The 25,121-nt window shown below is 59.9% G+C and carries 23 protein-coding genes; 10 read left to right on the top strand and 13 right to left on the bottom strand.

Annotated elements, in window-relative coordinates; translation table 11 throughout:
• Positions 1-140: 140 nt before the first annotated feature.
• Positions 141-596, top strand: coding sequence for an N-acetyltransferase (locus ACI5GA_RS05710; protein ID WP_404630937.1), 456 nt, complete (start codon positions 141-143; stop codon positions 594-596).
• A 34-nt stretch (positions 597-630) separates the two neighbouring features.
• Positions 631-801, top strand: a complete 171-nt coding sequence (locus ACI5GA_RS05705) for a hypothetical protein (RefSeq protein WP_404630935.1) — start codon at positions 631-633, stop codon at positions 799-801.
• A gap of 58 nt (positions 802-859) precedes the next feature.
• Here ACI5GA_RS05705 and ACI5GA_RS05700 read toward each other — a convergent pair whose 3' ends face one another.
• Positions 860-1,582 (bottom strand): SDR family oxidoreductase, encoded by a 723-nt coding sequence (locus tag ACI5GA_RS05700; RefSeq protein WP_404630933.1) that lies wholly within the window; start codon positions 1,580-1,582, stop codon positions 860-862.
• 41 nt (positions 1,583-1,623) lie between these two features.
• Complete coding sequence (locus tag ACI5GA_RS05695) at positions 1,624-2,805, bottom strand: MFS transporter (protein WP_404630931.1); 1,182 nt, start codon at positions 2,803-2,805, stop codon at positions 1,624-1,626.
• A 238-nt stretch (positions 2,806-3,043) separates the two neighbouring features.
• Between ACI5GA_RS05695 and ACI5GA_RS05690 the strand changes: the two genes are divergently transcribed.
• A complete protein-coding gene (locus tag ACI5GA_RS05690) occupies positions 3,044-3,964 on the top strand; it encodes a Ku protein (RefSeq protein WP_404630929.1) in 921 nt (306 codons plus the stop codon).
• A gap of 72 nt (positions 3,965-4,036) precedes the next feature.
• Positions 4,037-6,670 carry a DNA ligase D gene (gene ligD, locus ACI5GA_RS05685; protein WP_421422128.1) on the top strand — a complete coding sequence of 878 codons (2,634 nt, stop codon included), beginning with the start codon at positions 4,037-4,039 and terminating at the stop codon, positions 6,668-6,670.
• A 128-nt stretch (positions 6,671-6,798) separates the two neighbouring features.
• Here the strand turns inward: ligD and ACI5GA_RS05680 are convergent, their stop codons facing one another.
• Positions 6,799-7,731, bottom strand: coding sequence for an AraC family transcriptional regulator (locus ACI5GA_RS05680; protein ID WP_404630925.1), 933 nt, complete (start codon positions 7,729-7,731; stop codon positions 6,799-6,801).
• A gap of 113 nt (positions 7,732-7,844) precedes the next feature.
• Here ACI5GA_RS05680 and ACI5GA_RS05675 point away from each other — a divergent pair, with 113 nt between their 5' ends.
• Entirely contained in the window at positions 7,845-8,186 is a 342-nt protein-coding gene (locus ACI5GA_RS05675; RefSeq protein ID WP_108239170.1) for a carboxymuconolactone decarboxylase family protein, read from the top strand.
• A 126-nt stretch (positions 8,187-8,312) separates the two neighbouring features.
• Here ACI5GA_RS05675 and ACI5GA_RS05670 read toward each other — a convergent pair whose 3' ends face one another.
• The 5 genes from ACI5GA_RS05670 to ACI5GA_RS05650 form a co-directional block, all read right to left on the bottom strand.
• The gene (locus tag ACI5GA_RS05670) at positions 8,313-8,699 is read right to left on the bottom strand and encodes a hypothetical protein (protein WP_421422126.1); all 387 of its coding nucleotides are present in this window, start codon (positions 8,697-8,699) and stop codon (positions 8,313-8,315) included.
• A complete protein-coding gene (locus tag ACI5GA_RS05665) occupies positions 8,689-9,663 on the bottom strand; it encodes a hypothetical protein (protein WP_421422124.1) in 975 nt (324 codons plus the stop codon). The genes ACI5GA_RS05670 and ACI5GA_RS05665 overlap by 11 nt, the downstream gene beginning before the upstream one ends.
• 150 nt (positions 9,664-9,813) lie before the next feature.
• Positions 9,814-10,677 carry an SDR family NAD(P)-dependent oxidoreductase gene (locus tag ACI5GA_RS05660; RefSeq protein WP_421422122.1) on the bottom strand — a complete coding sequence of 288 codons (864 nt, stop codon included), beginning with the start codon at positions 10,675-10,677 and terminating at the stop codon, positions 9,814-9,816.
• A gap of 64 nt (positions 10,678-10,741) precedes the next feature.
• Complete coding sequence (locus ACI5GA_RS05655) at positions 10,742-11,314, bottom strand: TetR/AcrR family transcriptional regulator (RefSeq protein ID WP_404630917.1); 573 nt, start codon at positions 11,312-11,314, stop codon at positions 10,742-10,744.
• A 66-nt stretch (positions 11,315-11,380) separates the two neighbouring features.
• On the bottom strand, positions 11,381-11,716 hold the full coding sequence (locus ACI5GA_RS05650; RefSeq protein WP_404630915.1) for a hypothetical protein: 336 nt from the start codon (positions 11,714-11,716) through the stop codon (positions 11,381-11,383).
• Between the two features lie 144 nt (positions 11,717-11,860).
• Between ACI5GA_RS05650 and ACI5GA_RS05645 the strand changes: the two genes are divergently transcribed.
• Positions 11,861-12,814 carry an aldo/keto reductase gene (locus ACI5GA_RS05645; RefSeq protein ID WP_421422119.1) on the top strand — a complete coding sequence of 318 codons (954 nt, stop codon included), beginning with the start codon at positions 11,861-11,863 and terminating at the stop codon, positions 12,812-12,814.
• Positions 12,815-12,946: 132 nt separating this feature from the next.
• Here ACI5GA_RS05645 and ACI5GA_RS05640 read toward each other — a convergent pair whose 3' ends face one another.
• The 5 genes from ACI5GA_RS05640 to ACI5GA_RS05620 form a co-directional block, all read right to left on the bottom strand.
• Positions 12,947-14,023 carry a nucleoside hydrolase gene (locus ACI5GA_RS05640; protein WP_404630911.1) on the bottom strand — a complete coding sequence of 359 codons (1,077 nt, stop codon included), beginning with the start codon at positions 14,021-14,023 and terminating at the stop codon, positions 12,947-12,949.
• A 145-nt stretch (positions 14,024-14,168) separates the two neighbouring features.
• Positions 14,169-15,482 (bottom strand): MFS transporter, encoded by a 1,314-nt coding sequence (locus ACI5GA_RS05635; protein ID WP_404630909.1) that lies wholly within the window; start codon positions 15,480-15,482, stop codon positions 14,169-14,171.
• A 380-nt stretch (positions 15,483-15,862) separates the two neighbouring features.
• A complete protein-coding gene (locus ACI5GA_RS05630) occupies positions 15,863-16,495 on the bottom strand; it encodes an N-carbamoylsarcosine amidohydrolase (protein ID WP_404630907.1) in 633 nt (210 codons plus the stop codon).
• Between the two features lie 143 nt (positions 16,496-16,638).
• A complete protein-coding gene (locus ACI5GA_RS05625) occupies positions 16,639-17,457 on the bottom strand; it encodes an alpha/beta fold hydrolase (RefSeq protein WP_404630905.1) in 819 nt (272 codons plus the stop codon).
• On the bottom strand, positions 17,454-18,602 hold the full coding sequence (locus ACI5GA_RS05620) for an FAD-dependent monooxygenase (RefSeq protein WP_404630903.1): 1,149 nt from the start codon (positions 18,600-18,602) through the stop codon (positions 17,454-17,456). Before ACI5GA_RS05620 ends, ACI5GA_RS05625 begins: the two co-directional genes overlap by 4 nt.
• Before the next feature lie 355 nt (positions 18,603-18,957).
• On the opposite strand from ACI5GA_RS05620, the gene ACI5GA_RS05615 reads away from it, so the two are divergent.
• The 4 genes from ACI5GA_RS05615 (at position 18,958) to ACI5GA_RS05600 (ending at position 24,896) form a co-directional block, all read left to right on the top strand.
• Complete coding sequence (locus tag ACI5GA_RS05615) at positions 18,958-20,007, top strand: 2,5-dihydroxypyridine 5,6-dioxygenase (RefSeq protein ID WP_421422116.1); 1,050 nt, start codon at positions 18,958-18,960, stop codon at positions 20,005-20,007.
• A gap of 200 nt (positions 20,008-20,207) precedes the next feature.
• On the top strand, positions 20,208-20,666 hold the full coding sequence (locus tag ACI5GA_RS05610) for a MarR family winged helix-turn-helix transcriptional regulator (RefSeq protein ID WP_404630899.1): 459 nt from the start codon (positions 20,208-20,210) through the stop codon (positions 20,664-20,666).
• A gap of 158 nt (positions 20,667-20,824) precedes the next feature.
• On the top strand, positions 20,825-21,313 hold the full coding sequence (locus tag ACI5GA_RS05605; RefSeq protein WP_421422114.1) for a (2Fe-2S)-binding protein: 489 nt from the start codon (positions 20,825-20,827) through the stop codon (positions 21,311-21,313).
• Positions 21,314-21,326: 13 nt separating this feature from the next.
• The gene (locus ACI5GA_RS05600) at positions 21,327-24,896 is read left to right on the top strand and encodes a molybdopterin cofactor-binding domain-containing protein (RefSeq protein WP_421422112.1); all 3,570 of its coding nucleotides are present in this window, start codon (positions 21,327-21,329) and stop codon (positions 24,894-24,896) included.
• The last annotated feature ends 225 nt before the right edge of the window (positions 24,897-25,121 follow it).

The raw sequence follows: 25,121 nt of genomic DNA, 5'->3' as shown, positions 1-25,121 counted from the left end.
ACCGCACATGCTTTTCTTCATGCCGTCATCATTCGCCCTTGAGTTTTCAATGAACACTGGCAATGAGACGACATGGAAAGGCCACGGCGCTAAGGGATCAGATTTTTCGGTCCCGAGCCCGTGCACTCATTAACGAAAAAATGGGCAGTGTGTTCGCAGCGGGCGTGCTCGGCATTGACGGTCGACAGGTGAAATTCGAGCCTATTGATCGAACTGCCATCTCAGCCTGCGAACACTGGGAAGGCAGCACTTACCCTTGGGAAAATGTTTCAAGTTGGAAGAGGTTGGATGCAAAGGGTTTTGACCTCGCCATTTGGTACAACCAGACACTGTGCGGCTTGTGTTATGCGACGCCACGTCAAAGTCGGCTTACGATCAAAATTATTCTTCTCGAAGGAAAACCGGGAAGTGAGCATCCGCTCAAAGGGCTTATTGCGCCGCTCGCCTTAATGGGAGTCGACCTATACGCACAAATGTTGGGTTGTCGCGAGATTGAGATACAGCAGCCAGCGGTGAATGCCATTAAGTATTACAAGGCTCTGGGATTCCAGTTTGACGAGGCCCGTCGCCTTGTCATTTCAGTAGGTGGCTCCTAAGATAGCCGTCATTGGGCAGACGCAGGAGGTGTCTATGACCGCCAAAAAACGCAAAGCAAAAATGCAGTCAATGGTTGAGCTAAAAGCAGAGGCACGGATGCTTGCCGATGTTTTTTCAGAGAATCAGAAGCGTTTTCTACAAGTAGGGCTTGCTCTTGGTAAAGAACTTGAGCCAACAGGCCCGCTGGCAGGGCCTAGCGCTTGAGTACTCAAATAAAAACCGCCGAAATCGGCGGTTTTTATTTGCAGTCATAGTCGTTCGCTTAAATCCCCGCCTTACCCACCGAAGCCCCGCCATCGACAAACAGCGTCTGCCCGGTGATGAACCCACTCTGTTCCGACAGTAAAAACGCAATCGCCGAGGCAATTTCGTCCGGCTGGCCGAAGCGGCCCATGGGCACGCCTGAGAGGTAGCGTTTTTCACCTTCGCTGCCCACCGGGTTGTTCTGGCGGAACAGTTCGGTTTCAGTCGGGCCGGGGGCGATGGCGTTGACGGTGATGCCGGTTTGCGCCAGTTCCAGCGCCCAGGACCGGGTGAAGCTGATCAGTGCAGCCTTGGCGGCGGCGTAGGCGGTGCGTTGGGTGATACCGAGCACCGTCAGGCTGGAAATGTTGACGATACGGCCCCAGCCTTTTTCACGCATGTTCGGCAGCAATGCTTGAGTGGCAAGCAATGCGGAGTGCAGGTTGACGCTCATCACCGCGTCGAAGTCGTCCAGCTCGATCTGCCCCAGCGGCTGCGGGCGCACGAGGCCGACGTTGTTCACCAGACCGTCGAATTGATAATGCTGCGCGAGTTCGGCCAGGCCGCCGCGGGTCTGGTCCTTGTCACTCAGGTCCAGTGCCTTGAGTACGCCGGGAAAGGTCGGATCGTCGGCATTGCGGGCGATGCCCACCACGGTGTGGCCTGCGGCGGCCAGGTGTTCCGACAGTGCGCGGCCAATGCCTTTGCTGGCGCCGGTGATGAGGAAGGTGCGGGTGGTCATATGAAGCTCCGTAGATATCAGGTCCTATAGGAGTGTGTCGGTTAGCGCGATCCCGCCGAATTCTTCAAAAACACCAGCAACGCCAACAGCGGAAACGCGCTGCCTGCGATCACGATCCAGCCCCAGCCGCCGTGGTCGTAGAGGGCGCTGGCGATCACCGAACCGCTGGCTCCGCCGATGAAAATACTGGTCATGTACAGCGCGTTCAGGCGACTGCGGCTTTTGGCATCCAGCGCGTAAACCGCACGCTGGCCGAGGACCATGTTCATCTGCACACAGAAATCCAGCACCACGCCGGTCACCGCCATGCCAATCACTGCGTAAGCCGGTTCGATCAGGCTAGGCAGAAAACTCAGCGCCGCGAACAACATGGCACAGAGGCTGGCGACACGGGTGTGCCCGGCATCCGCCAGACGCCCGGAAATCGGCGCTGCCACCGCACCAATCGCCCCGACCAGCGCGAACAGCGCGATCTGGCTTTGCGACAGCCCATGATTGCGCGCCAGTTCCAGCGGCACGGCCGTCCAGAACAGGCTGAAGGTGGCGAACATGCAGGCCTGATAAAACGCCCGCTGACGCAACACCGGCTGCTTGCGCAACAGCGTCCACAGGGATTTGAGCAGTTGCCCGTAACTCGCGTTGTGGGCCGGTTGGTGCTTGGGAATGGTGGTGGTCAGCACCAGGCTGATGACCAGCATCACCACCGCCGCCGTGCCGAACACCGCACGCCAGCCAAAATGGTCGGCAATCAGGCTGGAGGCCGGACGCGCTAGCAGAATGCCCAGCAACAGGCCGCCCATGATGCTGCCGACCACGCGACCGCGGGTTTCTTCAGGCGCCAGATGGGCCGCAAGAGGAATCAGAATCTGCACCGCCACCGAACTGAACCCCACCAACAGCGACGCCAGCAAAAACACGTTGGGCGACTGCGAAAAGGCAGCACTGAGCAAACTCAGAATCGCCACACCTGTGGTGACGATCATCAAACGGCGGTTCTCCAGCAAATCGCCCAGTGGCACCAGGAAAAACAGGCCCAGCGCATAACCGATCTGCGTCAGCGAAACGATGAAGCTCGCCAGCGTGCTCGACAGTCCGATGTCCGGCGCAATCAGCCCGATGATGGGCTGGGCGTAATAGATGTTGGCGACGATCGCGCCGCAGCAGAAGGCGAACAGCATCGCCAGCCCCTTGGTCATGGTCGCGGTGTGTGATGTTTGGCTCATGGCGTTCATGGTGTGCTCAACCGGGAGTGGAGGCGTGGATGCAGTGCGTATCCAGGCGCTCATCAATGGAATGTCGCAGAGGCTAACGCGTTTTCGTTGCGTTAAGAAGGTGGGTCGAGGGGATAAGGGTTATGCCTTGCAGGAATAGGCAATCATCCGGCGCGCAGTCATCGTGCCATCGAAACTTTTCGCTCTCCGCCCCGGTCATTCCAGTATCTACCCCTTGGGAATTCACACCATGGCTCGGGCAATCTGGAAGGGCGCGATCAGTTTCGGGCTGGTGCATATCCCTGTGGCGCTGGTGTCGGCGACGTCGCAGCAGGGCGTCGACTTCGACTGGCTGGACAAGCGCAGCATGGACCCGGTCGGTTACAAGCGCGTCAACAAGAAGACCGGCAAGGAAGTGAGCAAAGAACACATCGTCAAAGGCGTGCAGTATGAGAAGGGCCGCTATGTGGTGATCAGCGAGGAGGAGATTCGCAAGGCTCATCCTCAGTCTACCCAGACCATCGACATCTTCGGCTTTGTCGACAGCGCGCAGATTCCCCTGCAAAACATCGACACGCCGTACTTCCTGGCACCCGACAAGCGCGGCGAGAAGGTCTACGCTCTTCTACGACAGACGCTGGTGGACACTGGCAAGGTGGCGCTGGCCCATGTGGTCATCCGTACCCGCCAGCATCTGGCAGCCGTGATGCCACTGGAGTCGGCGATTTTGCTGGTGTTGTTGCGCTGGCCCTCGGAAGTGCATGGGCTGGACAGCCTGGAGCTGCCTGAGGGCGTGACCGATGTAAAGCTCGGCAAGAGCGAGCTGGACATGGCCAAACGATTGGTCAAAGACATGAGCGCTGACTGGACACCGGATGCTGACGAGTACCGCGACACGTTCCAGGACCAGATCATGAAGCTGGTCGAGACCAAGGCCCGGGAAGGCAAGATCGAAGACGTGGAAGCCGACGCCGATCAGGCCGAGCGCAAATCCGCTGATGTCATCGATCTGACTGAATTGCTCAAACGCAGTCTGGGCGCCCGCGGCGGTTCTACCAAGGCCCCAGCTAAAACCAAACCTGCCGGCAAGAGCAAAACCGTAACCGTTGATGATGCAGTTCCGGCCAAACGGCGAGCCCCTGCAAGGAAGAAAACGACCAAGGCGTCCTGAATGCAGATGCCTTGCTCAAGGCCGATCCTTGAAATCAAACCTTGAAATCAAGGCGCAGAGGTTGAATCGATCATGGCAAAACCCGTGAGTGAATACACCCGCAAGCGCAATTTCGACATCACGTCCGAACCTCCCGAAACGCCCGGCCGTGTTCGCAGCAGCAAAGGCCGCGCGCTGACGTTCGTAATTCACAAGCACGATGCCCGCAACCTGCATTACGACTTTCGCCTCGAACTGGATGGCACCCTGAAAAGCTGGGCCGTGCCCAAGGGGCCGAGCCTGGACCCGAAGAACAAGCGTCTGGCCGTGCATGTCGAAGATCATCCGCTGGGTTACGGCAGTTTTGAAGGTCACATTCCCGAAGGGCAATACGGCGCAGGCGATGTGATCGTCTGGGATCGGGGCATCTGGCAACCCCACGGTGACCCGCGAGAAACCTACAAGGCGGGCAAGCTCAAATTCACCCTGATCGGCGAAAAACTCACGGGGGATTGGGCGCTGGTGCGCACTCATCTGCCGGGCAGCGGTGACAAGGAACAGTGGCTGCTGATCAAGGAGAAAGATGCCGCCGTGCGTTCGGCGCAAGATTACGACATTGTGGTCGACAAGCCACAAAGCGTCGTCAGCGGCACGACGGTGGGTGATGATCGCAGGTCGGGCAAAGCGGGAAAGCGCAAGGTGGCGGCTTCAGCGCCTGCCAGGTCGCCCACGACCAAACCCGCGCGTAAAACGGTCTCGGCGAAGAAGACGTCTGTTCCAGAGAAGCTTTCACCACAACTGGCCACGTTGATGGACACCCCGCCAGAAGGGGATTGGCTGTACGAGATCAAGTTCGACGGCTACCGGATCATGACCCGGATTCTCGATGGCGAGGTGCGCATGATCACTCGCAATGGTCACGACTGGACCGAGCGCTTGCCGTTGCAGGCCAGGGCGATCAGCGAACTGAACCTGGGCGATGGTTGGCTTGACGGCGAAGTGGTGGTGCTCAACGACGCCGGGCTGCCGGATTTTCAGGCGTTGCAGAATGCGTTCGAGACGGGGCATGCCAAGGACATCGTGTATTACCTGTTCGACGTGCCATTCCTGAATGGCGAAGACCTGCGGCAAAAGCCTGTGGAGGAGCGCCGCGCCGCGCTGAAAAAGCTGCTGGGCAAGTCAAAAAAGGGCCTCTTGCGGTTTTCCGATGCATTTTCTGCCAGCCACCGGGACATCATCGAGAGCGCGTGTTCGCTGTCCCTGGAAGGGGTGATCGGCAAGCGAGCGGGCAGCGTTTATCAGTCCCGCCGTAGCGCTGACTGGATCAAACTCAAATGCAAGCTGCGTCAGGAGTTCGTCATCGTCGGCTACACCGCGCCGCAAGGCGCGCGCAGTGGGTTTGGCGCGCTGTTGCTGGCGGTGAACGAGGAGGGCGCAGGCCTGGTGTACGCCGGGCGCGTCGGCACCGGGTTCAAGCACAAGACCCTTGATGACGTGCTCGAACAGATGAAACCGCTGGCACGGGACGCCTCGCCCCTGGCGAAAAAACTTACCTCTGCTCAGGCCCGGGGCGTGCACTGGATCAAGCCGACGCTGGTGGGCGAAGTGGAGTTCAGCGAGTGGACCCGCGAGGGCATCATCCGCCACTCTGCCTTTATCGCGTTGCGCAAGGACAAGCCTGCCAGCGAGGTGGTGCACGAGTATCCCAAGACCCCGAAAGACATCAAGGCGCCGTTCAAACCCAAAGCGAAGGCGGCTAAACAGGATGAGGAGCGAGTTCCCGAGAAGCCCAGACCCGCAGCCAAGCGCACAAGCAAAGATACCTTTGAGGTGGCGGGTGTGCAGATCACCCATCCCGAGCGGGTTATCGACACCCAGAGCGGGTTGCACAAGATCGATCTGGCGCATTACTACGAATCGGTGTCCGACTGGATCCTGCCCCATCTTGATCACCGCGCCGTCGCGCTGCTGCGTTGCCCGGACGGTGTCGAGGGCGAGCAGTTCTTTCAGAAACACACCCAGCGGATGGCTATTCCCAATATCAAGCAACTGGACCGCAAACTGGACCCTGGCCATGCCCGGCTGATGGAAATCGACAGCGTGCAGGCGTTGGTCGGTGCGGCACAGATGGGCACCATCGAGCTGCACACCTGGGGTTCGACCTACGACAAGATCGAGTTGCCGGACCACTTCGTCCTCGACCTTGATCCGGACCCGGATTTGCCGTGGCGCAGCATGATCGAAGCGACCCAGTTGACGCTCTCGGTGCTCGATGAACTGGGGCTGGAGGCGTTTCTCAAGACCAGCGGTGGCAAGGGTATGCACATCATCGTGCCGCTGGCGCGCAAGGCCGATTGGGATGAGGTGAAAGCGTTCAGCAAAGCGCTGGCTCAATTCATTGCACAGCCGTTGCCAGAACGCTTCACTGCCATCTCAGGACCGAAAAACCGCGTGGGCAAAATCTTCATCGACTACCTGCGCAACGTCCGAGGCGCCAGCACCGTCGCTGCCTATTCCGCACGTGCAAGACCGGGACTGCCGGTGTCTGTGCCCGTTACACGAGAGGAGCTCACCAGCCTCAAATCCTCGGCGCAGTGGAACATCGGCAACCTGCTCAAACGCTTGCGCAAGCTTAAGGCTGATCCGTGGGCGGGATACAAGAACACCCAGCGCATCACCAAGACCATGTGGAAGCGGTTGGGCGGCAGGGCGCCGAAGGCAACATAAACATGTGCCCACTCACGCTCGTCTATGGACCTGTGGGAGCGAGCGCTCTCACGAATGGAGCAGGCAACGCTCGAAAAGGGGGGGGCTTGGACTGCTGCTTCGTGAGCAAGCTCACTTCCACAAACACCTCATCCTTGCAGCATAGTTCTGTTGCCGGCCTCCAACTGTCGCCGCATCTGCCCCGGCGCCATGCCGTAGGTCTCCTTGAACACCTTGCTGAACGCCGCCTGTGATTGATAGCCCACCTCGGCGGCGATGTCGCTCAATCCGCTTTTCGACCGGCTCAACAACCCGTACGCCATCTGCATACGCACTTGGGTCAGCAACGCCCAGGGTGAGCTGCCGCTGAGTTTGCTGAATGCGCGCATGAACGTGGCGCGGGACATGGTTGCCAAATCGGCCAGCGCGTCGATGGTCCACTCCCGAGCGGGGTCGGCGAGCATGGCTTGCCAGGCGCGGCTCAAACGACGGTCGCCCAACAACGCCAGGCTGCCCTCGCTCTGGGGTGATTGCGAAAGATGAGCGCGCAACACCAACGTGAACAGCGCCGAGGTCAGCGCGTTGAGCATGTATTGACTGCCTGCCTGATTGAGATTGGCTTCGCTGCGCAGCAGTGCGACCAGTGAGGGCAGGGCGTGGCCGCCATCCAGGGTTTGGGTGGATATCAGCAAGTGGTCAGGCAATGCCGAAAACAGCATCGACCCCTGCTGATAATGAAAACTACCGCACAGCAGATCCAGATCATCGCCGTTGCCGAACCGCTTCACGTCCAGTAATCCGCCAGACTCCAGGCGCGGGACGGACGGCATGACCCGATTCCCGGGGCTGAGCAGCAAATGAGGCAGCCCCTCAGGCAGTACGAGGATGTCGCCGGCCACCAGTTTCAACCGGCGCCCATCGCGCAATTCCACCCCGCATTCGCCCGCCAGAACGATGTGATAGGGCGCAAGCCCCACGGCGCGTTGGTCGTGATCCAGCGCCCAGTCGCCCTGAAACTGGCAGCGCAGGTCCAGACTGCCCCGGACGTCGGCTAGCGTAATGAGCGTATCGATGGCGTTCATATGAGATTTTCGGACAAAAAAATGAGCTAAACGTGCAAGTTACACCAACGCAGTTGGACCAGACTGATCGTGTTCCCGGCGCAGTCTAGTCGCCGCTCTCAGGAGATACCACCATGTTCAGCAATTGGCCCGACCTTGTTTCTACCATCAAGAAATCCTTTGGCTCCCTGTCCAAATCCAACCCGAAAATGGTCAAGGCCTACATGGCCCTTGGCGATGCTGCGGCGGAGAACAATGTCCTCGACGCCAAGACGCGCGAGCTGATTTCCATCGCCGTGGCCATCACCACCCGCTGCGACGGCTGTATCGGCGCCCACTCCGAAGCGGCCATCGCCGCTGGCGCGACTCGCGAAGAAGTGGCGGCGGCGCTGGCCACCGCGATCTCGCTGAACGCGGGCGCGGCGTACATCTACTCGATGCACGCGTTGGAGGCGTATGACGCGTTGAAGAAGTGAGGGGGGCTTTCGCGCTTTAGGTAAGCGTTCGGCTTGTCGAAGGTTGCGATCATAAGGCGCTCGCCCTGTAACAGTACGGCTTACCGGCGGTGGCGGTTTTGCGGACGCCACCGCCCGGCCGGGCCGCTACAGGGAGAGGTCTATCTTGTCGGTAACAACCCCCAGGATGAATGCTGCCAGCAAGATGAATGCTCCTCCAACATTGGGAATCACAATCCAACACTTAAGTGATTTCGGCATGCGCTTCACATCGTCAGGATCGACCAGTCCATGCTTGGCATAGAGTTTTGTGAACAGCACCGCGCTCGTCGCCATGGCTAGCCGGTATTGACGACCCACCAAGCCTGCGTTTCGCCACTGCCGTTTGGCATCAGTATTGAGCTTGCTGTTCGCCAATGCCTGCTCAACTTGGTCCAGTCTGTAGATCGCTGCCCATATCAAAGCTGCCACCCCAACAATCAAAAGAAAGGCGGTCAAGACAGTGGCAAGTTTCAGGATGAAATCAACGCTCATGGGTCGCCTCGTACAAAATGGTGGCCGAGCCATCTCCAATTTCCGAGCCCGCTTTTCCTCCACCCCATGCCAACAGCGCACCTCCTACTATGGCGCAGGCTACGGTAATCGTGCCACCTGAAGGAAGTCCAAGCCCGATACAAATCGTTGGACCTGCTGACGCCCCAAGAGCGCCTCCATACCATGACCCGGCGATTCCTCCCGCTGCTTTCCCTGTCTCCACATACTTAGCCCTGCTACATTCCTCTTCTCGCCCAGTCGAACAAGCCTCCTTGATCTCCAACGCCCCCGCACCGACATCCAGCGCTATACCCACGTAAGTTCCCTTGCTCATCGCACTCGCCACTTTGGAAACGCCCTTAACGTTCTTGGCATAGTCTGCAATCTCGCCGGTGTGCAAGTAGCTCTTGCTCGAAATCCCGAGAATGCGCTTCATCTTCCCTTGATTATTCAGCCCGGTCCCAAATCGTCCGATGCCTTTCAAGTGGGTCTCCATCCGGGTGAACAATGTGCGGCGCTGCGCGAAAAACTGGTCATTGCTCAATCCACCAGCTCTCCAACGCTGATGGAGCGCTTCGATTTCCTTGAGCGTGCTTTCAACTTGGTTAAGGTGCTTGTTCCACGCCCCGGTGGCGGCACCGATTCCGATCGAGCCATAACTCATGATGCTCTGGATCATGTCGTAGTTGCGCAACATGACTTCATGTTCGCTGGGTAACGTCCACATCATCGACCAGCGCACGTCCTGCGCGAGCTGCATCAACTGCGCTTCTTCGAACGTGCACATATGTGCAGGTCCGTCACCTACGATAACCACATCGCCGGGCATGACCGTGCCATTGACAAGCTGGGGATTGAGTTGATCGACCTTGGCACGTGCGCTGACAGGAATGTCCAACAGGTGGTTGCGCAGGTAGGTGTAGTTCTGAACTCGCTCATTGACGAACGCATAGGGTTTGGACATGGCCGGGTCTCCTTTTCGGCGAAATGAGGAGGCGACCATAGGGGCGGAAATTGGCCGATGTCATTAAACAAACCGCTGAAAACGGCATGACTACGATACTTTCGGAAAGCTCCTACGCAGAGCTTCCCGAAGTCTCATTCGGCTGAATCCTTAGCGCTCCGGCAACTCAGCCACCGGCCCTGTTGCACTGAAATCCACCGACGCACTTACCGCTTTCCAGCGCTCGGCTGTCTCAGCCCTGTTGGCTTCCACCGGCGCCAGGTAATGCAGGGCGTCACTGCCCAGCAGCAGGCGCAGCGGCGGCTGTGCGTGCTCAGCCACTTTGAGGACGACCTGTGCAACGCGATCCGGGTCGCTGTTTTCGTTGCCTGCAATCTTGCGCAACAGGTCCCGCATCTGGCCGACGTTCTGCTCGTAAGCCGCCATGAATGGCACGTTGCTGCCACGGGCGCGTACCGCCCAGTTGGTGCGCATGCCGCCCGGTTCCAGGGTGGTGACGTGTATGCCCAGCGGTTTGACTTCTGCCGCGAGTACGTCCGAGAACCCGCCCACGGCCCATTTCGCCGATTGATAGGCGCTCATGCCCAGTGTCGCCAAGCGCCCGCCCACTGAGGAAATCTGGACGATGCGGCCCGCCCCCTGTTCCCGCATCACGGGCACAGCGGCGCGACACAGATTCACGACGCCAAAGAAGTTGGTTTCGAACTCCAGGCGGAAATCCGCTTCTGCGGTTTGTTCAAAGGGCAGCATGTGACCGAAACCGGCGTTGTTGACCAGTACGTCCAGACGGCCGAAGCGTTCCACCGCTGCCTGCACTGCAGCTTCGGCGGCGGTGGGGTCGGTGACGTCCAGTTCGAAGGGCAGGATGTGTGAGGGGTAGCGTTGGAGCAGATCGTCGAGTCGCTGAATGTCGCGGGCCGCCGCGAGCAGGCGGCCACCCGATTGCAGGACGGCTTCGGCGATGTTGCGACCCAGGCCGCTGGCACTGCCGGTGATCAACCAGACTTTGGACATGATGAATCTCCCAGTGGATTAGCTTGTGAGTGAGTAATCACTCAATTAATGGGTAAATAAAAACTCAATCCTTTGCGATTGCATTCCAATAGGCGGCGAAGCCCGCGTCGCAGTAACGCTCGGCGTGCTCCGGTTCGTTGCTCATGAAATCCATGGTGGTCTCGGCCAGCGAGCGCATGATCGCCGCGATAAAGGCCGTGGGCTGATCACGCAGTGCGCCGCAGGCAGTGCCTTCCTGCATGTGGCGATGGATGTCGTTGAACGCTTCGCTGCCAGACTGCTTGCTGGCATCGGTTACGCGGTCGGACATCATCAGCAGGGCCATGGCCTTGCGTTCCTGTGGATGGGCCACGCCCCAGCCGACATAGGTGTGCCAGGCATGGTGCAGTCGGGATTTGAGGTCGTGATCGCTCGGATAGCCCGGCATCATCACGTCGCGCAATTGGGCCTTGAGTTGCAGATAGACCTGATTGAGCAGGTCGTCCTTGGTTTCGAAATAATTGAACAGCGTCCCCTCGGACACACCCGCGCGTTTGGCGATCTTCGACGTCGGCGCGCCCAGGCCCTGTTCGGCGAACACGCGCAGAGCAGAGTCGATGAGGGCGTTGCGTTTGTCTTCGCTTTTCGGGCGTGCCATGAGAAATATCAAGTAATAAGTGAGTGATTGCTCATTTATACGCCCGGTTTGGTGTAACTGCAAATGTCAGCCCATCGACGCCTGCCCATCGCCGATCTCCGCCGGGTAGAATTCGCCCTTCAGCCCCAGTGCATTCAGGCGTTCTCGCACGCTGTCTTCGATCGCCATGATTTGCTCCGGGTCATCGATATCGTCCACCACCAACCAGACGCCGTAGAGGTTCTGATCGTGGGTGCCTTCGCTGAGCATGTCGTGGGTGAACGCCTGGTCCGCGCGCCAGAGGCACATTTCGTCTTCGCGATGTCCGCTTTCGGCCAGCGCTTCGGCGGAAGTCAGCCAGACTTCCTTGTACGGCCTCAGGTCCGCTTCGGCGAGTTCTTGCAAGGTGATCACTGTTTTCATGTCGTGGCCTCCCGGGTCAGTGCTTAAGGTGTGACGCGCGAAGACGCGGTGCGTTCCATTCTCATGTCCGGGCGCGAGGCAGGGATGTTGAACCGATGCCGATCATCGAAGGTCGACCAATCTTTGTCCGATCAGGAGACTCCCATGACCGGCTCGCAGCTCTTTACCCGCAGGCGGTTGCTGACGCTCGCGGCGGGCGTTTCGGCAGCACTGGCGTTCGATTCGGCAGCGGCGGCCAGCAACGAACCTTCGACATCCAGCCCATCAGGAGGCCGAACAATGCTGACCCGAGACATCCCTTCCAGTGGCGAAGCGCTGCCAATGATCGGCGTAGGCACCTATCGCAATTTCGATGTCGGGCCTGGTCGCGAGGAATACCAGTCGTTGCCTCAGGTGCTTGACGCGCTGTTTCGGGCAGGCGGCACGGTCATCGACAGCTCGCCCATGTACGGTCGCGCCGAGCAGACGACCGGAGAATTGCTGTCGATCCATCGGCCACGCTCTCCCGCGTTTCTTGCCACCAAGGTATGGACCCGCGGGGCGAAAGAGGGTATCGCGCAGATGGAGGCCTCTTTTCGTCTGTTGCAGACCGATCGCATCGACCTGATGCAGATCCACAATCTGCTCGACTGGAAAGCCCACTTGCCGACCTTGCGCCAGTGGAAGGAGCAGGGGCGCATTCGCTACATCGGCATCACCCATTACACCTCGTCGGCCTATGACGAGGTGGAGGCGGTGCTCAAGGCTGAAAAGCTGGACTTCTTGCAGATCAACTATGCGCTTGACGACCGGGCTGTCGAAGCGCGGCTGTTGCCGTTGTGCCGGGAGCGCGGCGTGGCTGTCATCTGCAATCGACCGTTTGGCGGCGGCGGCTTGCTTGGGCGCTTGCGTGACACACCCTTGCCGGGCTGGGCGGGGGAGGTGCAGGCGACCAGTTGGGCACAGTTGGCGCTGAAATTTCTGATTTCCCACCCGGCGGTAACCTGCGCCATTCCGGGAACGGGAAATCCGAAATACATGAAGGAAAATGCCGCCGCTGCGCAAGGACCATTGTTGACCGATGCGCAGCGGCAGCAGTTGATGGCGTTAGTGGGGTGAAATAGGAAGACGGATGTACATTCTGTGGGAGTCGCGTCGGTGGCGAATGCGGTGTGTCAGTCACCCAATGTGATGCTGACCCAACGCATTCGCCACCAAGGCGGCTCCCACTGAGGAGCAGACGTGATCTGTTCAGCGCTTCACCGGCGCAGGCAGCGTCACCAGGTTCACGTACTCATCCCAGAACTGCTTCTGATCGACTGCGTACACCACTTTGGCCTTCTGCGTGCCCACTGGCGCGCCTTTCTTGTAGCCCATCGAACGCCCGTAATCCGGGCCGAAATGGGTGTCGACATCGACCCACAGATCCTTCGATTCGGTGATCAGTTCCGGGTGCACCAGGTACAGCGCAGGCAGGCTGTCCCAAGTGAAGCTGTGGTAATTCGGATCGTTGGCGAATTCAGGTCCGAGCACAGCTTTGTACAGGTCCGGGATGACCCCGGCTTTGGCCGTGATGCGCTGATAGACCGAAGCGTCGAAGATGACCTTCTCACACACGTCATTCGGGAAGATCACGTGCTCGATGGGCGAGCGTAGGACAATCCTTGCGGCTTCCGGGTCGAACCACCAGTTGAATTCCGCTGCCGGGGTGGTATTGCCGGGAATCTCGATGGCGCCGCCCATGTACACGATTCGCTTGATCAATGGCACGATTTCCGGCGCGCTGCGAATGGCCAGCGCGATGTTGGTCAACGGACCGACGGCGAGAATCGTGACTTGGTGAGGATTCTTTTTCACGCTGTCGACGATGAACTGAGCGGCGGATTCACTGCGCAGTTTCGTGTGCGTGGCCAGGCCGTCCGGCGGGGCAACCAGTTGCGAAGTCGAAGTAGGGCGAGGGTTCTTGAACGCCCCCGGCCAGCCTGCGCCGAACAGGGCTTTTTCCTGTTCATAGCTGGCGTAGTCGTGAAGCAGCGGGTAGGCAGCGCCCGAGTACACGCCGATGTCCTTTTCCACGCCCATACGCTCGACGGCCCTGAGCGCGTCGACCTGTTCCTGATCGACCCACGCGTTGCCACTGACCAGCGTCATGCCCAGAAGGTCGATGCGTTTTTGTGCGTGCAGTTGCGCCAGCATGATGAAGGCCTGGCCGTCGTCGTTGAGAACGTTGAAATCAGTGTCGAAGATGATCTTTTCTGCGGCCTGCAAAGACGTGGCAGACAGGCCCAGGGTCAGGGCGAAGGCGCAGCGTTTGAGGAATGTGTGCATCATTTTTCCTTGTAGATGCGATCGGGCGAATACGTTTTGTGGAGCCGGCTTGCTGGCGAAAGCGGTGTGTCAGTCAATACTGATGATGCTGATCCACCGTATTCGCCAGCAAGCCGGCTCCCACAGATTGACGCGGTACGTCTGTTTATCGGTTAACCAGTTTCGCAGGCAACGCCACCACCAACAGGCTGCTCAACACCAGGCACCCGGCGAAGAACCACAACGCGCCCGCGCTGCTGCCGGTGACGTCGATGGCGATGCCCATCATCGAGTTGCTCACCAAACCGGCAATGTTCGCCAGCGAACAGGCCAGGGCAAAACCGGTCGCTGCTGCGCGGCCTTTGAGGAAGGTCGCAGGCAGGCTGAAGAACACCGGCACCGCGCCGATGATCGCGGCGGAGGCAACGGCGAACAACGCAACGGTCGCCACCACGTTATGGGTGAAAAAAGGGCTGGCACCCATGGCCACGGCACCGATCCAGAACGGAACGATGATGTGCCAGCGACGCTCGCGACGGCGGTCGGAACTGGCGCCGATCATCAGCATGCCAATCAGCGCGGCGACACTCGGCAAGGCGGTCAACACACCAATGTGAAACGTGTCAGTGACGCCTGCGTTCTTGATGAAGGTCGGCATCCAGAAGCCCATGGCGTAGGCGCTGAGCAGGATCGAGAAGTCGATACCGCCGAGCATCCACACTTTCAGGTTGAAGAAGCCGTCACGGAAACTGTGTTTGCTGTCCTTGCCCTCGGCCTCGTCCAGGCGCAGCTCGCCTTCCAGCAGGGTCTGTTCCTGGCTGTTCAGCCATTTGGCGTCTTTGGGTGCATTCGGCAACGCCCAGAAGGTCAGGACACCCAGCAACACGCTCGGCACGCCTTCGATCAAGAACAACCACTGCCAGCCGCGCAGACCGGCCGTCTGGTCGAAGTGGCCCATGATCCAGCCCGACAGCGGACCGCCGATGACGCTGGACAGCGGCAGGCCGATCATGAACAACGCGATGATGCGGCCGCGGCGGTAGGTCGGGAACCAAGTGGTCAGGTAAAACAGCACACCCGGCAGGAAGCCTGCTTCGGCAGCACCGAGGAAGAAGCGCAACACATAGAACTGCATCGGCGTGGTGACGAACAGGGTGCATACCGACAGCGCGCCCCACGTGATCATGATGCGGGCGATCCAGATCTTTGCCCCGATTTTTTCCAGCACCAGATTGCTCGGTACTTCAAACAGGATGTAACCCACGAAAAACAGCCCGGCACCGAGGCCGAATGCGGTTTCGCTGAAGTGCAGTTGGTCGAGCATCTGCAGCTTGGCGAAGCCGATGTTGATGCGGTCCAGGTAGGCAGCCAGGTAGCAGAAACACAGGAACGGAATGAGCTTCCAGGTGATCTTGTGGTACAGCGCTTTGATCGGGTCCGCGGCGTCAGCCGCAGAGGTTTCTACATTCGCAGAGGGCATGGGTGTCTCCTGGCGGTTCTTCGACCGTTGAGTGCAGTGGCGGCTGATAGTGCCTGTGTTCGCTGCATACTCATACGGCCTGTTGTGGTTTTTGTTTGCCGCGCATTCAGTACTTTGGCAAGCACCGGATGGCGACTTCCAAAGGCAGTGTCAGAAGACTGGACGGAGCACGCTGTCCAGTGGTGTGCGCATCCAGGTTGCGCGACCCGTGCTCTGTGGCCGGGTTCTATGGGTGAGCATTGCAATACGCGGTCGATCACCGATCTCTTTGTGGGAGCGAATTCATTCGCGATGAGGCGGTGGCAGGCGATAGATGAACATCGGCTGTACAGACGTCTCGCGAGTGAATTCGCTCCCACAGGGTCAGGACAAACCGCACCTTATTTGCTGAACTGTGTGATCGCCTCCTGTTTGCTGACGACATCCCCATACTTGCTGTCGATGTCGAACAGGTTCGCCTCATGGGGATCGGGGTGGCGATCGCCCACGCATTCGCGCACGACGATGGTCCGAAATCCGTGTTGCACGGCGTCTACCGCTGTGGCGCGGATGCAGCCGCTGGTCGAGCAGCCTGCCAGCACCACGGTGTCGATGCCTTGGGCGTGTAGCATCGAAGCCAGCGACGTACCGAAAAACGAACTGGCGTATTGCTTGCTGATCACCACTTCTTCCGGGAGTGGCAGCACTTCCTCGCAGAACGCCGCCAGCGGATTGCCTTCCACCATGTCTTTCATCACCGGGGCTTTTTTCACCCAGATGCCGCCGTCGGCGAAATGCGCCGGGTGGTAGCGGATGTTAGTGTGCACCACCGGAATGCCATGCTTGCGCGCGGTAGCCAGCAGCTCGACGCTCTCGGCCACTGCACTGACCACACCGGGCGCAAACAACGGCGCGCCGGGTTGGGTGTAGCCTTGCATGAAGTCGATCATCAGCAGGGCTGGTTTCTGCCCGAAACCGATGCGGTTGCCCCACACGCCCTGATAGTTGGCGTTGGCGGTTTGTTGTTCAGTCATTCCGTTCTCCTTGACCCGGTTGGGGGGCTGGTGAAATTCCTGTGGTAGTCGGCTTGCTGGCGAATGCTGCGTGTCATTCACAGATGCATTACCTGACACCCTGCATTCGCCAGCAAGCCGGCTCCCACGCGTTGAGTTCTGCGTTAACTCAGCGGCGTACCCAGAAAATCCCCAAACGCGGCAAAGAACCCCGGCAGGTTGTCCCATGGAATCATGTGCCCGGCGTCTTCCACGCGAACGATCTGAATCGCAGGTTGCAGCGCGCGAATTTCGGCTTCGTCCTCCGCCAGAATCACCCCGCCGCGTGTCGCGACGATCAGCAGGGTAGGGACCGGCAACTTCGGCAGGTCCTGATGGAAATCCTCTTCGTGGAAGTCGTTGAACGCGCGCACGATGGCCGGCTCGTAGCAGGTGTGCAGCCACTCGGCGCGCAACTGCAATTGCTCCTCGGTCCAGGTTGCGCAGAACGCGCGCATGTCGTCAGCCGTCATGCCTTGCTGCGACTGGCGAATCGAATCGACGTACCACGGCAGCTTCGACGGGTACTCGCGACGACCCGGCCCCGAGACCGGCGGGTCGATCAGCACCAGGCTTTTCAGGCCCTGGGCATTGCGAACAGACATACGTGCCGCGAAACGGGCGCCCATTGAATGACCGAGCAGGTGATAGCTGTCGATGCCCATGGCCTCGGCAAACGCGCTGATGTCATCGGCGCAGGTGTCGACGCTGTAATCCAGCTCCGGCCCGGTGGACGACAGGCCGCGACCGCGCGCGTCGAGCACGTAAGTGTCGAACGACTGGCCCAGATGCTCGGCCACGAAACCCCAGGTGATCGCCGGGCTGGTGATGCCGGGGATCAGGATCAGCGCCGGTTTGCCTGTGTGTTGCGGGCCACCGTAGCGCAAGTAGTGTTGACGAATGCCGTTGGCCTGGACGTTGCCGCCGTGGATAAAAGTGCTCACGCAGGCACCTCCGATTTCAGTGCTTGGCCGTAGAGGTCATAACCAAAGACCCACGCCGGATCTTCCTGAGTACGCAGCCAGGTGTTGGCGTTCGACACGGCCTGCACCCGGGAAGCGCGTTCCTTGCGGTTGGCTTCGTACAGGCTGAATGCGGTGCTGTAATCGGTCAGCCCTGTTTCTTGCAGGCAGCGAGTAAGCATCGCGGCGTCTTCGATGGCCATGCCTGCGCCCTGGGCCATGTGTGGCTTCATCGGGTGGCAGGCGTCGCCCAGCAGCACCAGACGGCCACGGCTCCACAGCGGCAGCGGGTTGCGGTTGAGCAATGGCCACTTGGTCACGGTTTCGGTGGACTCGATAAGCGCCTGAACGGTGGGGTGATAACCGGCGAAGGCTTCGTACATCTCTGCCTGGCTGCTGTCGACGAAGTTACCGTCGAAGTCCCACGCCGGGTGCGGCACGCCGGTCACGTAGTAGTACTCATCGCGCTTGCCGGTGGTGTGGTAGACCATCATGTGACGGTCCTCGCTCCACCATTTCACGCAGTTTTCGAAGTCCAGGTTGTACTTGGTCAGCACGTCGCTGCGGATCAGCGCGCGATGGGCGACCCAGCCGCTATACAGCGGTTTTTCAAAGCCGAGCAGTTCTTCGCGGATCTTGGAGTTGATGCCATCGGCGCCGATCACGATGTCGGCGTCGGCGTGGGTGCCGTCGGCGAAGTTCAGGCGCACGCCGTTGTCGCGTTCTTCAAGGGTGGTCAGGCATTTGCTGAAGTGCACGCTGCCCGGTGCCAGGGTCGACATTTGCAGCGCGTGCAGGTCGCCACGGTGCACGGTTATGTAGGCCGCGCCGTATTCCTTACGTGAGAACTCGCCCAGTTTGATGCGCGACAGGTAGTCACCGCTGGCGCCATCGCGGCTGAACCAGAAATCCGGGTGCGAGCCCATGTCGCTCAGTTGCTGCTCGATGCCCATGCGGCGAAAGATTTTCATGATGTTCGGACCCATGTGGATCCCTGCGCCAATACGCGAAAACGCCGGTGCCTGTTCGTAGACATCCACCTGGAAGCCCGCTTGCTGCAACAGCGTGGCGGCGGCAGCGCCCCCCAGACCGGCTCCGACGATGGCGATTTTTTGAGAATTTGGCATGGCGCGCATTCCTTCGTATTTCGTGAATCAGTGATGGACGGAGTGGCGAATCGGGTCATCGCCGTTTTGCGTTTTTAAAGTGTATACGCTGTTTTTTTGAAATGTGAATAGGTATTTCAAAAAAGACCTTATGACGTCGCAAATAGGTATGTCACCCTTTGTAACCCTCAAATTACGCGGGATGTGTGCATGAGTAACAAACTGGCGCGCCTATTGCAGACGGCCTTCAATTGATGTCTTATCGCTTTTAATTAGTGTGTACGCTTTAAAAACGCACTAGTCTGAAGCGCGATGCCTTTCAATGGTGCATTTGGGCTGTATAGATAAATAAGGCCGAATGACGAGGAGACGAGAGATGCCGGTAAGCGATTGCGAATTGACCCAGATGTTCGAGCACGTGCTGAAACTGTCGAAAGTCGACACGACCCAGAGCGTTGCAGTGCTCAAGAGCCACTACTCCGATGCGCGCACCGTGCGTGCCGCCATGGATGCCGCCCAGCGCCTGGGCGCCAAGGTGTATGCGGTGGAACTGCCATCGTTCAACCATCCCAAGGCGATGGGCAACGACATGACCGCCTACTGCGGCGACACCGCCTTGACCGGCAATCTCGCTGCGCAACGGGCGTTGGAAGCGGCGGACCTGATCGTCGACACCATGATGCTGCTGCATTCGCCGGAGCAGGAGCAGATCCTCAAGACGGGTACGCGGATTCTGCTGGCCGTCGAGCCGCCGGAAGTGCTGGCGCGCATGTTGCCGACCCTGGCCGACAAAGAGCGGGTGTTGGCGGCAGAGCAGGTGCTGAAAGGGGCACGCTCGATTCATGTGAAGTCCCGCGCAGGCAGCGATTTCCGTGCGCAACTGGGGCAGTATCCTTCAGTCACCGAATACGGTTTCGCCGATGAGCCGGGGCGTTGGGACCACTGGCCGAGCGGCTTTCTCTTCTCTTGGCCGAATGAAGAAACCGCTGAGGGCACGTTGGTCATCGACGTCGGGGACATCGTGCTGCCGTTCAAGAACTACGCTCGCGAGCAGATCACGCTGGAGATCGAAAAGGGCTTCATCACCAGGATTCACGGTGGTTTCGAAGCCGAATACCTGCGCGATTACATGAAGTATTTCAACGATCCGGAGGTTTACGGCATTTCCCACATCGGCTGGGGCCTGCAACCTCGCGCGCAGTGGACTGCCATGGGCCTGCACGACAAGAACGATGGCATGTGCATGGACGCCCGGGCGTTCTACGGCAACTTCCTGTTCTCCACCGGGCCGAACACTGAGGTCGGCGGGACGCGCAAAACGCCGTGTCACCTGGACATTCCGCTGCGCCATTGCGACATCTATCTGGATGATCAGGACGTGGTGCTGGGTGGGGATGTGGTGGCGCCGGAGGCGTCGAAGGCCTGATCGAGACTTGGCATTGCGTCGCGGCATTCGCCAGCAAGCCGGCTCCCACGGCCTTCGGCCAGAAACAGATCTGCTTGAGACGCAAGATCTGTGGGAGCCGGCTTGCTGGCGAACGGCTTTTCCGGCAACGAAGATTCCCCTGTCACCCCACACCCGCTAATGTACCCACCATTCCCCACAGCCCGCCGAACGAGTCATCTGTGTCCACTGACAACCCTTTCAATAACGATCAGTCCTACACCTTTTCCGAGCAGGTCGGCCATTTGCTGCGCAAGGCCTACCAGCGGCACCTGGCGATCTTTCAACAGAACGTTGGCGATTCACAGCTCACGGCGGTGCAATTCGTCACCCTCTGCGCCCTGCGCGATCACGGTCCCAGCTCACAGACCGAACTGGTCAAGGCCACAGCGGTGGACCAGGCGACCATTCGCGGCATTGTCGACCGGCTCAAGGCCCGCGACCTGATCAGCCTCGACCCGGATCCGCAGGACCGGCGCAAGGTCATTTGCAGCTTGACCGACAGCGGCCTCCAATTGGTGCAGGAAACCGTCCCCCGCGCAGCGCAGATCAGCGAAATCACCCTCGGCAAGCTCAACCCCGCCGAACGCGTGGCGGTGTTGTTTTTGCTGCGCAAGTTGATTGATGAGCCGGAAGAGTAAGGCCGGAGCGTTCCGTTTGTAGGAACGGTCTGCGTTTCAGCAGAACTACCTCCCATTTCTTACAGCCATTTCCCCGCTGGCACGCTTCCTGCTCTCTTTTCATGAAGTAAGCACTTCATTAAAAGCCGGATACGGCCAGTAACACATGGGGAAGCAGAATGAGCGAGCAACAGGTGGCGGGGGAGAAGACCCTGACGCTACAGGTCAACGGTCAGGCCGCGTCGGTCACGGCCATGGCGGACACGCCGCTGTTACTGGTGTTGCGCAATGATTTGCAGCTCAACGGCCCCAAATACGGCTGCGGTCTGGGCGAATGTGGCGCCTGCACGGTGATCATCGACGGCGTGGCCGCGCGCTCGTGCGTGTTCCCGCTGGCAGGCGCCGAAAACCGGGAAATCACCACCCTCGAAGGCATCGGCTCCCGTGCATGCCCGCACCCGGTGCAGCAGGCGTTCATCGACGAGCAGGCTGCGCAATGCGGTTACTGCATGAACGGCATGATCATGACCGCCAAGGCCTTGCTCGACCGCAACCCGCATCCCAGCGAAGCCGAGATCCGCAACGAACTCTCGTCCAACCTCTGCCGTTGCGGCACCCACATCGAAATTCTGCGTGCGGTCATGCGGGCCGCCCGTCACCCGCTTTGAACCGGATGCACTCATGACCCAGACCACGCCCACCCGCGATTCCCTGTTGGCCAAAAACGGCGTCCTGCTCGTCGTCGATGACATCCTGCCGCCGTCCGGCCCGGTCGCCAAAGGCGGCACGCCCACTGTCAAACCCAAGGAACTGGGGCTGTTCATCGCTATCGATGAAGACAACACGGTCTACGCCTTCAATGGCCACGTTGACCTTGGCACCGGCATTCGCACCTCGCTGGCGCAGATCGTCGCTGAAGAGCTCGACCTGCGAATGGATCAAGTGACCATGATCCTTGGCGACACCGAGCGGGCGCCGAACCAGGGCGCGACCATCGCCAGCGCCACCTTGCAGATTTCCGCGATTCCGTTGCGCAACGCCGCTGCCGAGGCTCGCCGCTATCTAATAAAGGAAGCGGCGGAGCGCTGGGCGGTCGATGCCGAGTCGCTGGTGATCGAAAACGGAGTGATCAATACGCAAGACGGCCGTAGCTGCCGCTTTGGTGAACTCATCACCGGCCAACACATCGAGCTGCGCATCTCCGGCGACGCACCGCTCAAACGCCTTGAAGACTACAAGCTGGTAGGCACTGTCGCACAACGGGTGGACATTCCGGGCAAGGCCACCGGGGAACTGACCTACGTGCACGACATGCGCCTTCCCGACATGCTCCACGGTCGAGTCGTGCGCCCACCGTACGCCGGTTACGACACCGGCGAGTTTGTCGGCACCAGCCTGCTGGGCGTCGACGAGTCGTCCATTGCGCACATCCCCGGCATCGTCAAAGTGGTGGTGATCGGCGATTTCGTCGGCATCGTGGCGATGCGCGAGGAGCAAGCCGCCAAGGCTGCGAAAGAGCTGAAAGTCAGCTGGAAGCCCTGGCAGCATCAATTGCCGGACCTGTCGGACATTGAACAGGCGATTCGCGACAACCCGCGCATTCAACGGGTGGTGCTGGATAAAGGCAATGTCGATGAAGCCCTGGCCAACGCCAGCGAACGGATAACCCGCACCTACCTGTGGCCCTATCACATTCATGGCTCCATCGGCCCTTCTTGCGGGTTGGCGGACTACCGCGAAGACGGCATTCGCATCTGGTCCGGTACGCAGAATCCTCACATGCTGCGCGCCGACATCGCCTGGCTGCTGGAATACCCGGAAGAGCAGATCGAGATCATTCGCATGGAGGCGGCGGGCTGCTATGGCCGCAACTGCGCCGATGACGTGTGCGCCGATGCGGTTCTGTTGTCAAAGGCGGTCGGGCTGCCGGTGCGCGTGCAACTGACCCGCGAGCAAGAGCACGCGTGGGAGCCCAAAGGCACTGCGCAGTTGATGGAAGTCGATGGCGGCCTCAGCGCCGAGGGCGGCATCGCCGGTTACGACTTCAGCACCAGTTACCCCTCCAATAACTCGCCGACCCTGGCCTTGCTGTTGACCGGTCGAGTGGAGCCGGTGCCTGTGATGTTCGAAATGGGCGACCGCACCTCGATTCCGCCTTACGACATCGACCACATGCGCGTGACCATCAACGACATGGCGCCCATCGTGCGCGCCTCGTGGATGCGTGGCGTGTCGGCCTTGCCCAACACTTTTGCTCACGAATCCTATATCGATGAACTGGCCTTCGCGGCAGGCGTCGATCCAGTCGAGTACCGACTGCGTTACCTGCATGACGACCGTGCCTCCGATCTGGTGAAAGCCACCGCCGAGCGGGCGCAATGGTCGCCGCGCACCCAGCCAATGCAAACCCCTGAAGAAAATGGCGTATTGCGCGGGCGTGGCTTTGCGTACGCCCGTTACATCCATAGCAAGTTCCCCGGCTTTGGTGCAGCGTGGGCGGCGTGGGTCGCGGATGTGGCAGTGGACAAGCACACCGGCGATGTCTCTGTGACGCGGGTGGTGATCGGTCATGACGCGGGGATGATGGTCAATCCGGCAGGGGTGCAGCACCAGATTCACGGTAATGTCATCCAGTCCACCAGTCGCGTGCTCAAGGAACAGGTGACGTTCGAGGAGTCGACCATCGCCAGCAAGGAGTGGGGCGGTTATCCGATCCTGACCTTCCCCGAGGTGCCGAAAGTCGACGTCATGATGATGCCGCGTCAGGCCGAACCGCCCATGGGCGCGGGTGAATCGGCGTCGGTGCCCAGTGCGGCGGCGATTGCCAACGCGATTTACGACGCCACCGGGATTCGGTTCCGAGAGTTGCCTATTACGCCAGAGCGGGTGCTCGCGGCATTAAAAGCCACGGGTGATGCGGCCAACAGTGCGCCGCCCGAGTCGCCGAAAGCCAAACGTTCGAAATGGCTGTTTGGCTCGTTGTTCGCGGCGTTCGGCGCGGTCCTGTGCATGGCGGCAACCGCCTTGCCTTGGCGTGCCGAGATTGCGCCGATCACGCCGCCCAGTGCGGGCACCTGGTCAGCCGCAACGCTGGAGCGCGGGCGATTGCTGGCCTCGGCAGGGGATTGCGCGGTTTGCCACACCGCGCCGGGCGGGGTCAAGAATGCGGGCGGGCTGGCGATGGACACGCCGTTCGGCACCTTATATAGCAGCAACATCACGCCGGACCCTGAAACCGGCATCGGCAACTGGTCCTATCCGGCCTTCGAACGGGCGATGCGTGACGGCATCAGTCGCGATGGCAAACACCTGTATCCGGCGTTTCCCTACACCGCGTTTCGCAACATCGACGATGCCGACATGCAGGCGCTGTATGCCTACCTGATGTCGCAAACCCCGGTCAAACGGGTGCAACCGGCCAATGACATGCAGTTTCCGTACAACGTCCGGCCTTTGATGGCGGGCTGGAACGCGCTGTTTCTGCGCAAGGGCGAAGTGCAGGCTCAGCCGCTGCAAAGCGCGCAGTGGAATCGCGGGCAGTATCTGGTCAACGGTTTGGGCCACTGCGCCGCGTGCCACTCGCCGCGCAATTTCATGGGGGCGGAGAAGGGCGGAACGTCGTTTTTGGCCGGGGGCATGGTCGATGGTTGGGAGGCACCCGCGCTCAACAGCCTGTCAAAAGCGCCAACGCCGTGGACCGAAGATCAGCTTTTCAATTATCTGAGCACGGGCTATTCCGATGCCCATGGCGTGGCGGCAGGGCCGATGGGCCCGGTGGTGTCTGAACTGTCGAAGTTGCCGAAATCGGATGTGCGGGCGATGGCGGTGTACCTGGCGTCGTTGAATGGTTCAGCGGATGCGGCACCCATTACCGCGAGCGAGCCTATTGCGAAGCCGAGCGTTTCAGCCCAGTCGCTGAGCAACGGCCAGCGGGTGTTTGAAGGGGCTTGTCAGGGGTGTCACGCCGATGGGTTGGGGCCAAAGCTGTTTGGGGTAAGCCCGTCGCTGGCCAGCAACACCAACGTGCACAGCGCCTTGCCGGACAACCTGATCAAAGTGATTCAACAGGGCATTGCCAACCCGGCGACGCGGGATTTGGGCTACATGCCAGGATTCAAGGACAGCCTGACTGACACGCAGATCAGCGATCTGGCGGCCTACCTGCGCAACCGCTTCGCGCCGAACGAGCCGCAGTGGACGGGGTTGCAGGAGAAAGTGGCGTATCTAAAAGCCAATCCCGGTACTCACTGACTTCGGTGGCTATTGGATATCCGCGGTTGGATACGCTTCTCGTGGGAGCCGGCTTGCTGGCGAAAGCGTTAGGTCAGATAAGCAGGTGTCGACTGATGCACCACATTCGCCAGCAAGCCGGCTCCCACAGTTTTAGCGTCGATATCAATATCTGGATTCGCCGCAAACCTTGTGGGAGCCAACTGGGTGGCGAAGGCAGTTGACCATGCAACATAGAATCTCCCA

Source organism: Pseudomonas sp. Pseu.R1 (genome assembly GCF_045764065.1).
GTDB lineage: Bacteria > Pseudomonadota > Gammaproteobacteria > Pseudomonadales > Pseudomonadaceae > Aquipseudomonas.
This window is presented reverse-complemented; position numbering and strand designations above follow the sequence as displayed.

Bases quoted from the DNA above. Each gene is read 5' to 3' on its own strand.
- ACI5GA_RS05710 (WP_404630937.1), top strand. From the start codon at position 141: ATGGGCAGTGTGTTCGCAGCGGGCGTGCTCGGCATTGACGGTCGACAG.
- ACI5GA_RS05705 (WP_404630935.1), top strand. From the start codon at position 631: ATGACCGCCAAAAAACGCAAAGCAAAAATGCAGTCAATGGTTGAGCTA.
- ACI5GA_RS05700 (WP_404630933.1), bottom strand. From the start codon at position 1,582: ATGACCACCCGCACCTTCCTCATCACCGGCGCCAGCAAAGGCATTGGC.
- ACI5GA_RS05695 (WP_404630931.1), bottom strand. From the start codon at position 2,805: ATGAGCCAAACATCACACACCGCGACCATGACCAAGGGGCTGGCGATG.
- ACI5GA_RS05690 (WP_404630929.1), top strand. From the start codon at position 3,044: ATGGCTCGGGCAATCTGGAAGGGCGCGATCAGTTTCGGGCTGGTGCAT.
- ligD (WP_421422128.1), top strand. From the start codon at position 4,037: ATGGCAAAACCCGTGAGTGAATACACCCGCAAGCGCAATTTCGACATC.
- ACI5GA_RS05680 (WP_404630925.1), bottom strand. From the start codon at position 7,731: ATGAACGCCATCGATACGCTCATTACGCTAGCCGACGTCCGGGGCAGT.
- ACI5GA_RS05675 (WP_108239170.1), top strand. From the start codon at position 7,845: ATGTTCAGCAATTGGCCCGACCTTGTTTCTACCATCAAGAAATCCTTT.
- ACI5GA_RS05670 (WP_421422126.1), bottom strand. From the start codon at position 8,699: ATGAGCGTTGATTTCATCCTGAAACTTGCCACTGTCTTGACCGCCTTT.
- ACI5GA_RS05665 (WP_421422124.1), bottom strand. From the start codon at position 9,663: ATGTCCAAACCCTATGCGTTCGTCAATGAGCGAGTTCAGAACTACACC.
- ACI5GA_RS05660 (WP_421422122.1), bottom strand. From the start codon at position 10,677: ATGTCCAAAGTCTGGTTGATCACCGGCAGTGCCAGCGGCCTGGGTCGC.
- ACI5GA_RS05655 (WP_404630917.1), bottom strand. From the start codon at position 11,314: ATGGCACGCCCGAAAAGCGAAGACAAACGCAACGCCCTCATCGACTCT.
- ACI5GA_RS05650 (WP_404630915.1), bottom strand. From the start codon at position 11,716: ATGAAAACAGTGATCACCTTGCAAGAACTCGCCGAAGCGGACCTGAGG.
- ACI5GA_RS05645 (WP_421422119.1), top strand. From the start codon at position 11,861: ATGACCGGCTCGCAGCTCTTTACCCGCAGGCGGTTGCTGACGCTCGCG.
- ACI5GA_RS05640 (WP_404630911.1), bottom strand. From the start codon at position 14,023: ATGCACACATTCCTCAAACGCTGCGCCTTCGCCCTGACCCTGGGCCTG.
- ACI5GA_RS05635 (WP_404630909.1), bottom strand. From the start codon at position 15,482: ATGCCCTCTGCGAATGTAGAAACCTCTGCGGCTGACGCCGCGGACCCG.
- ACI5GA_RS05630 (WP_404630907.1), bottom strand. From the start codon at position 16,495: ATGACTGAACAACAAACCGCCAACGCCAACTATCAGGGCGTGTGGGGC.
- ACI5GA_RS05620 (WP_404630903.1), bottom strand. From the start codon at position 18,602: ATGCCAAATTCTCAAAAAATCGCCATCGTCGGAGCCGGTCTGGGGGGC.
- ACI5GA_RS05615 (WP_421422116.1), top strand. From the start codon at position 18,958: ATGCCGGTAAGCGATTGCGAATTGACCCAGATGTTCGAGCACGTGCTG.
- ACI5GA_RS05605 (WP_421422114.1), top strand. From the start codon at position 20,825: ATGAGCGAGCAACAGGTGGCGGGGGAGAAGACCCTGACGCTACAGGTC.
- ACI5GA_RS05600 (WP_421422112.1), top strand. From the start codon at position 21,327: ATGACCCAGACCACGCCCACCCGCGATTCCCTGTTGGCCAAAAACGGC.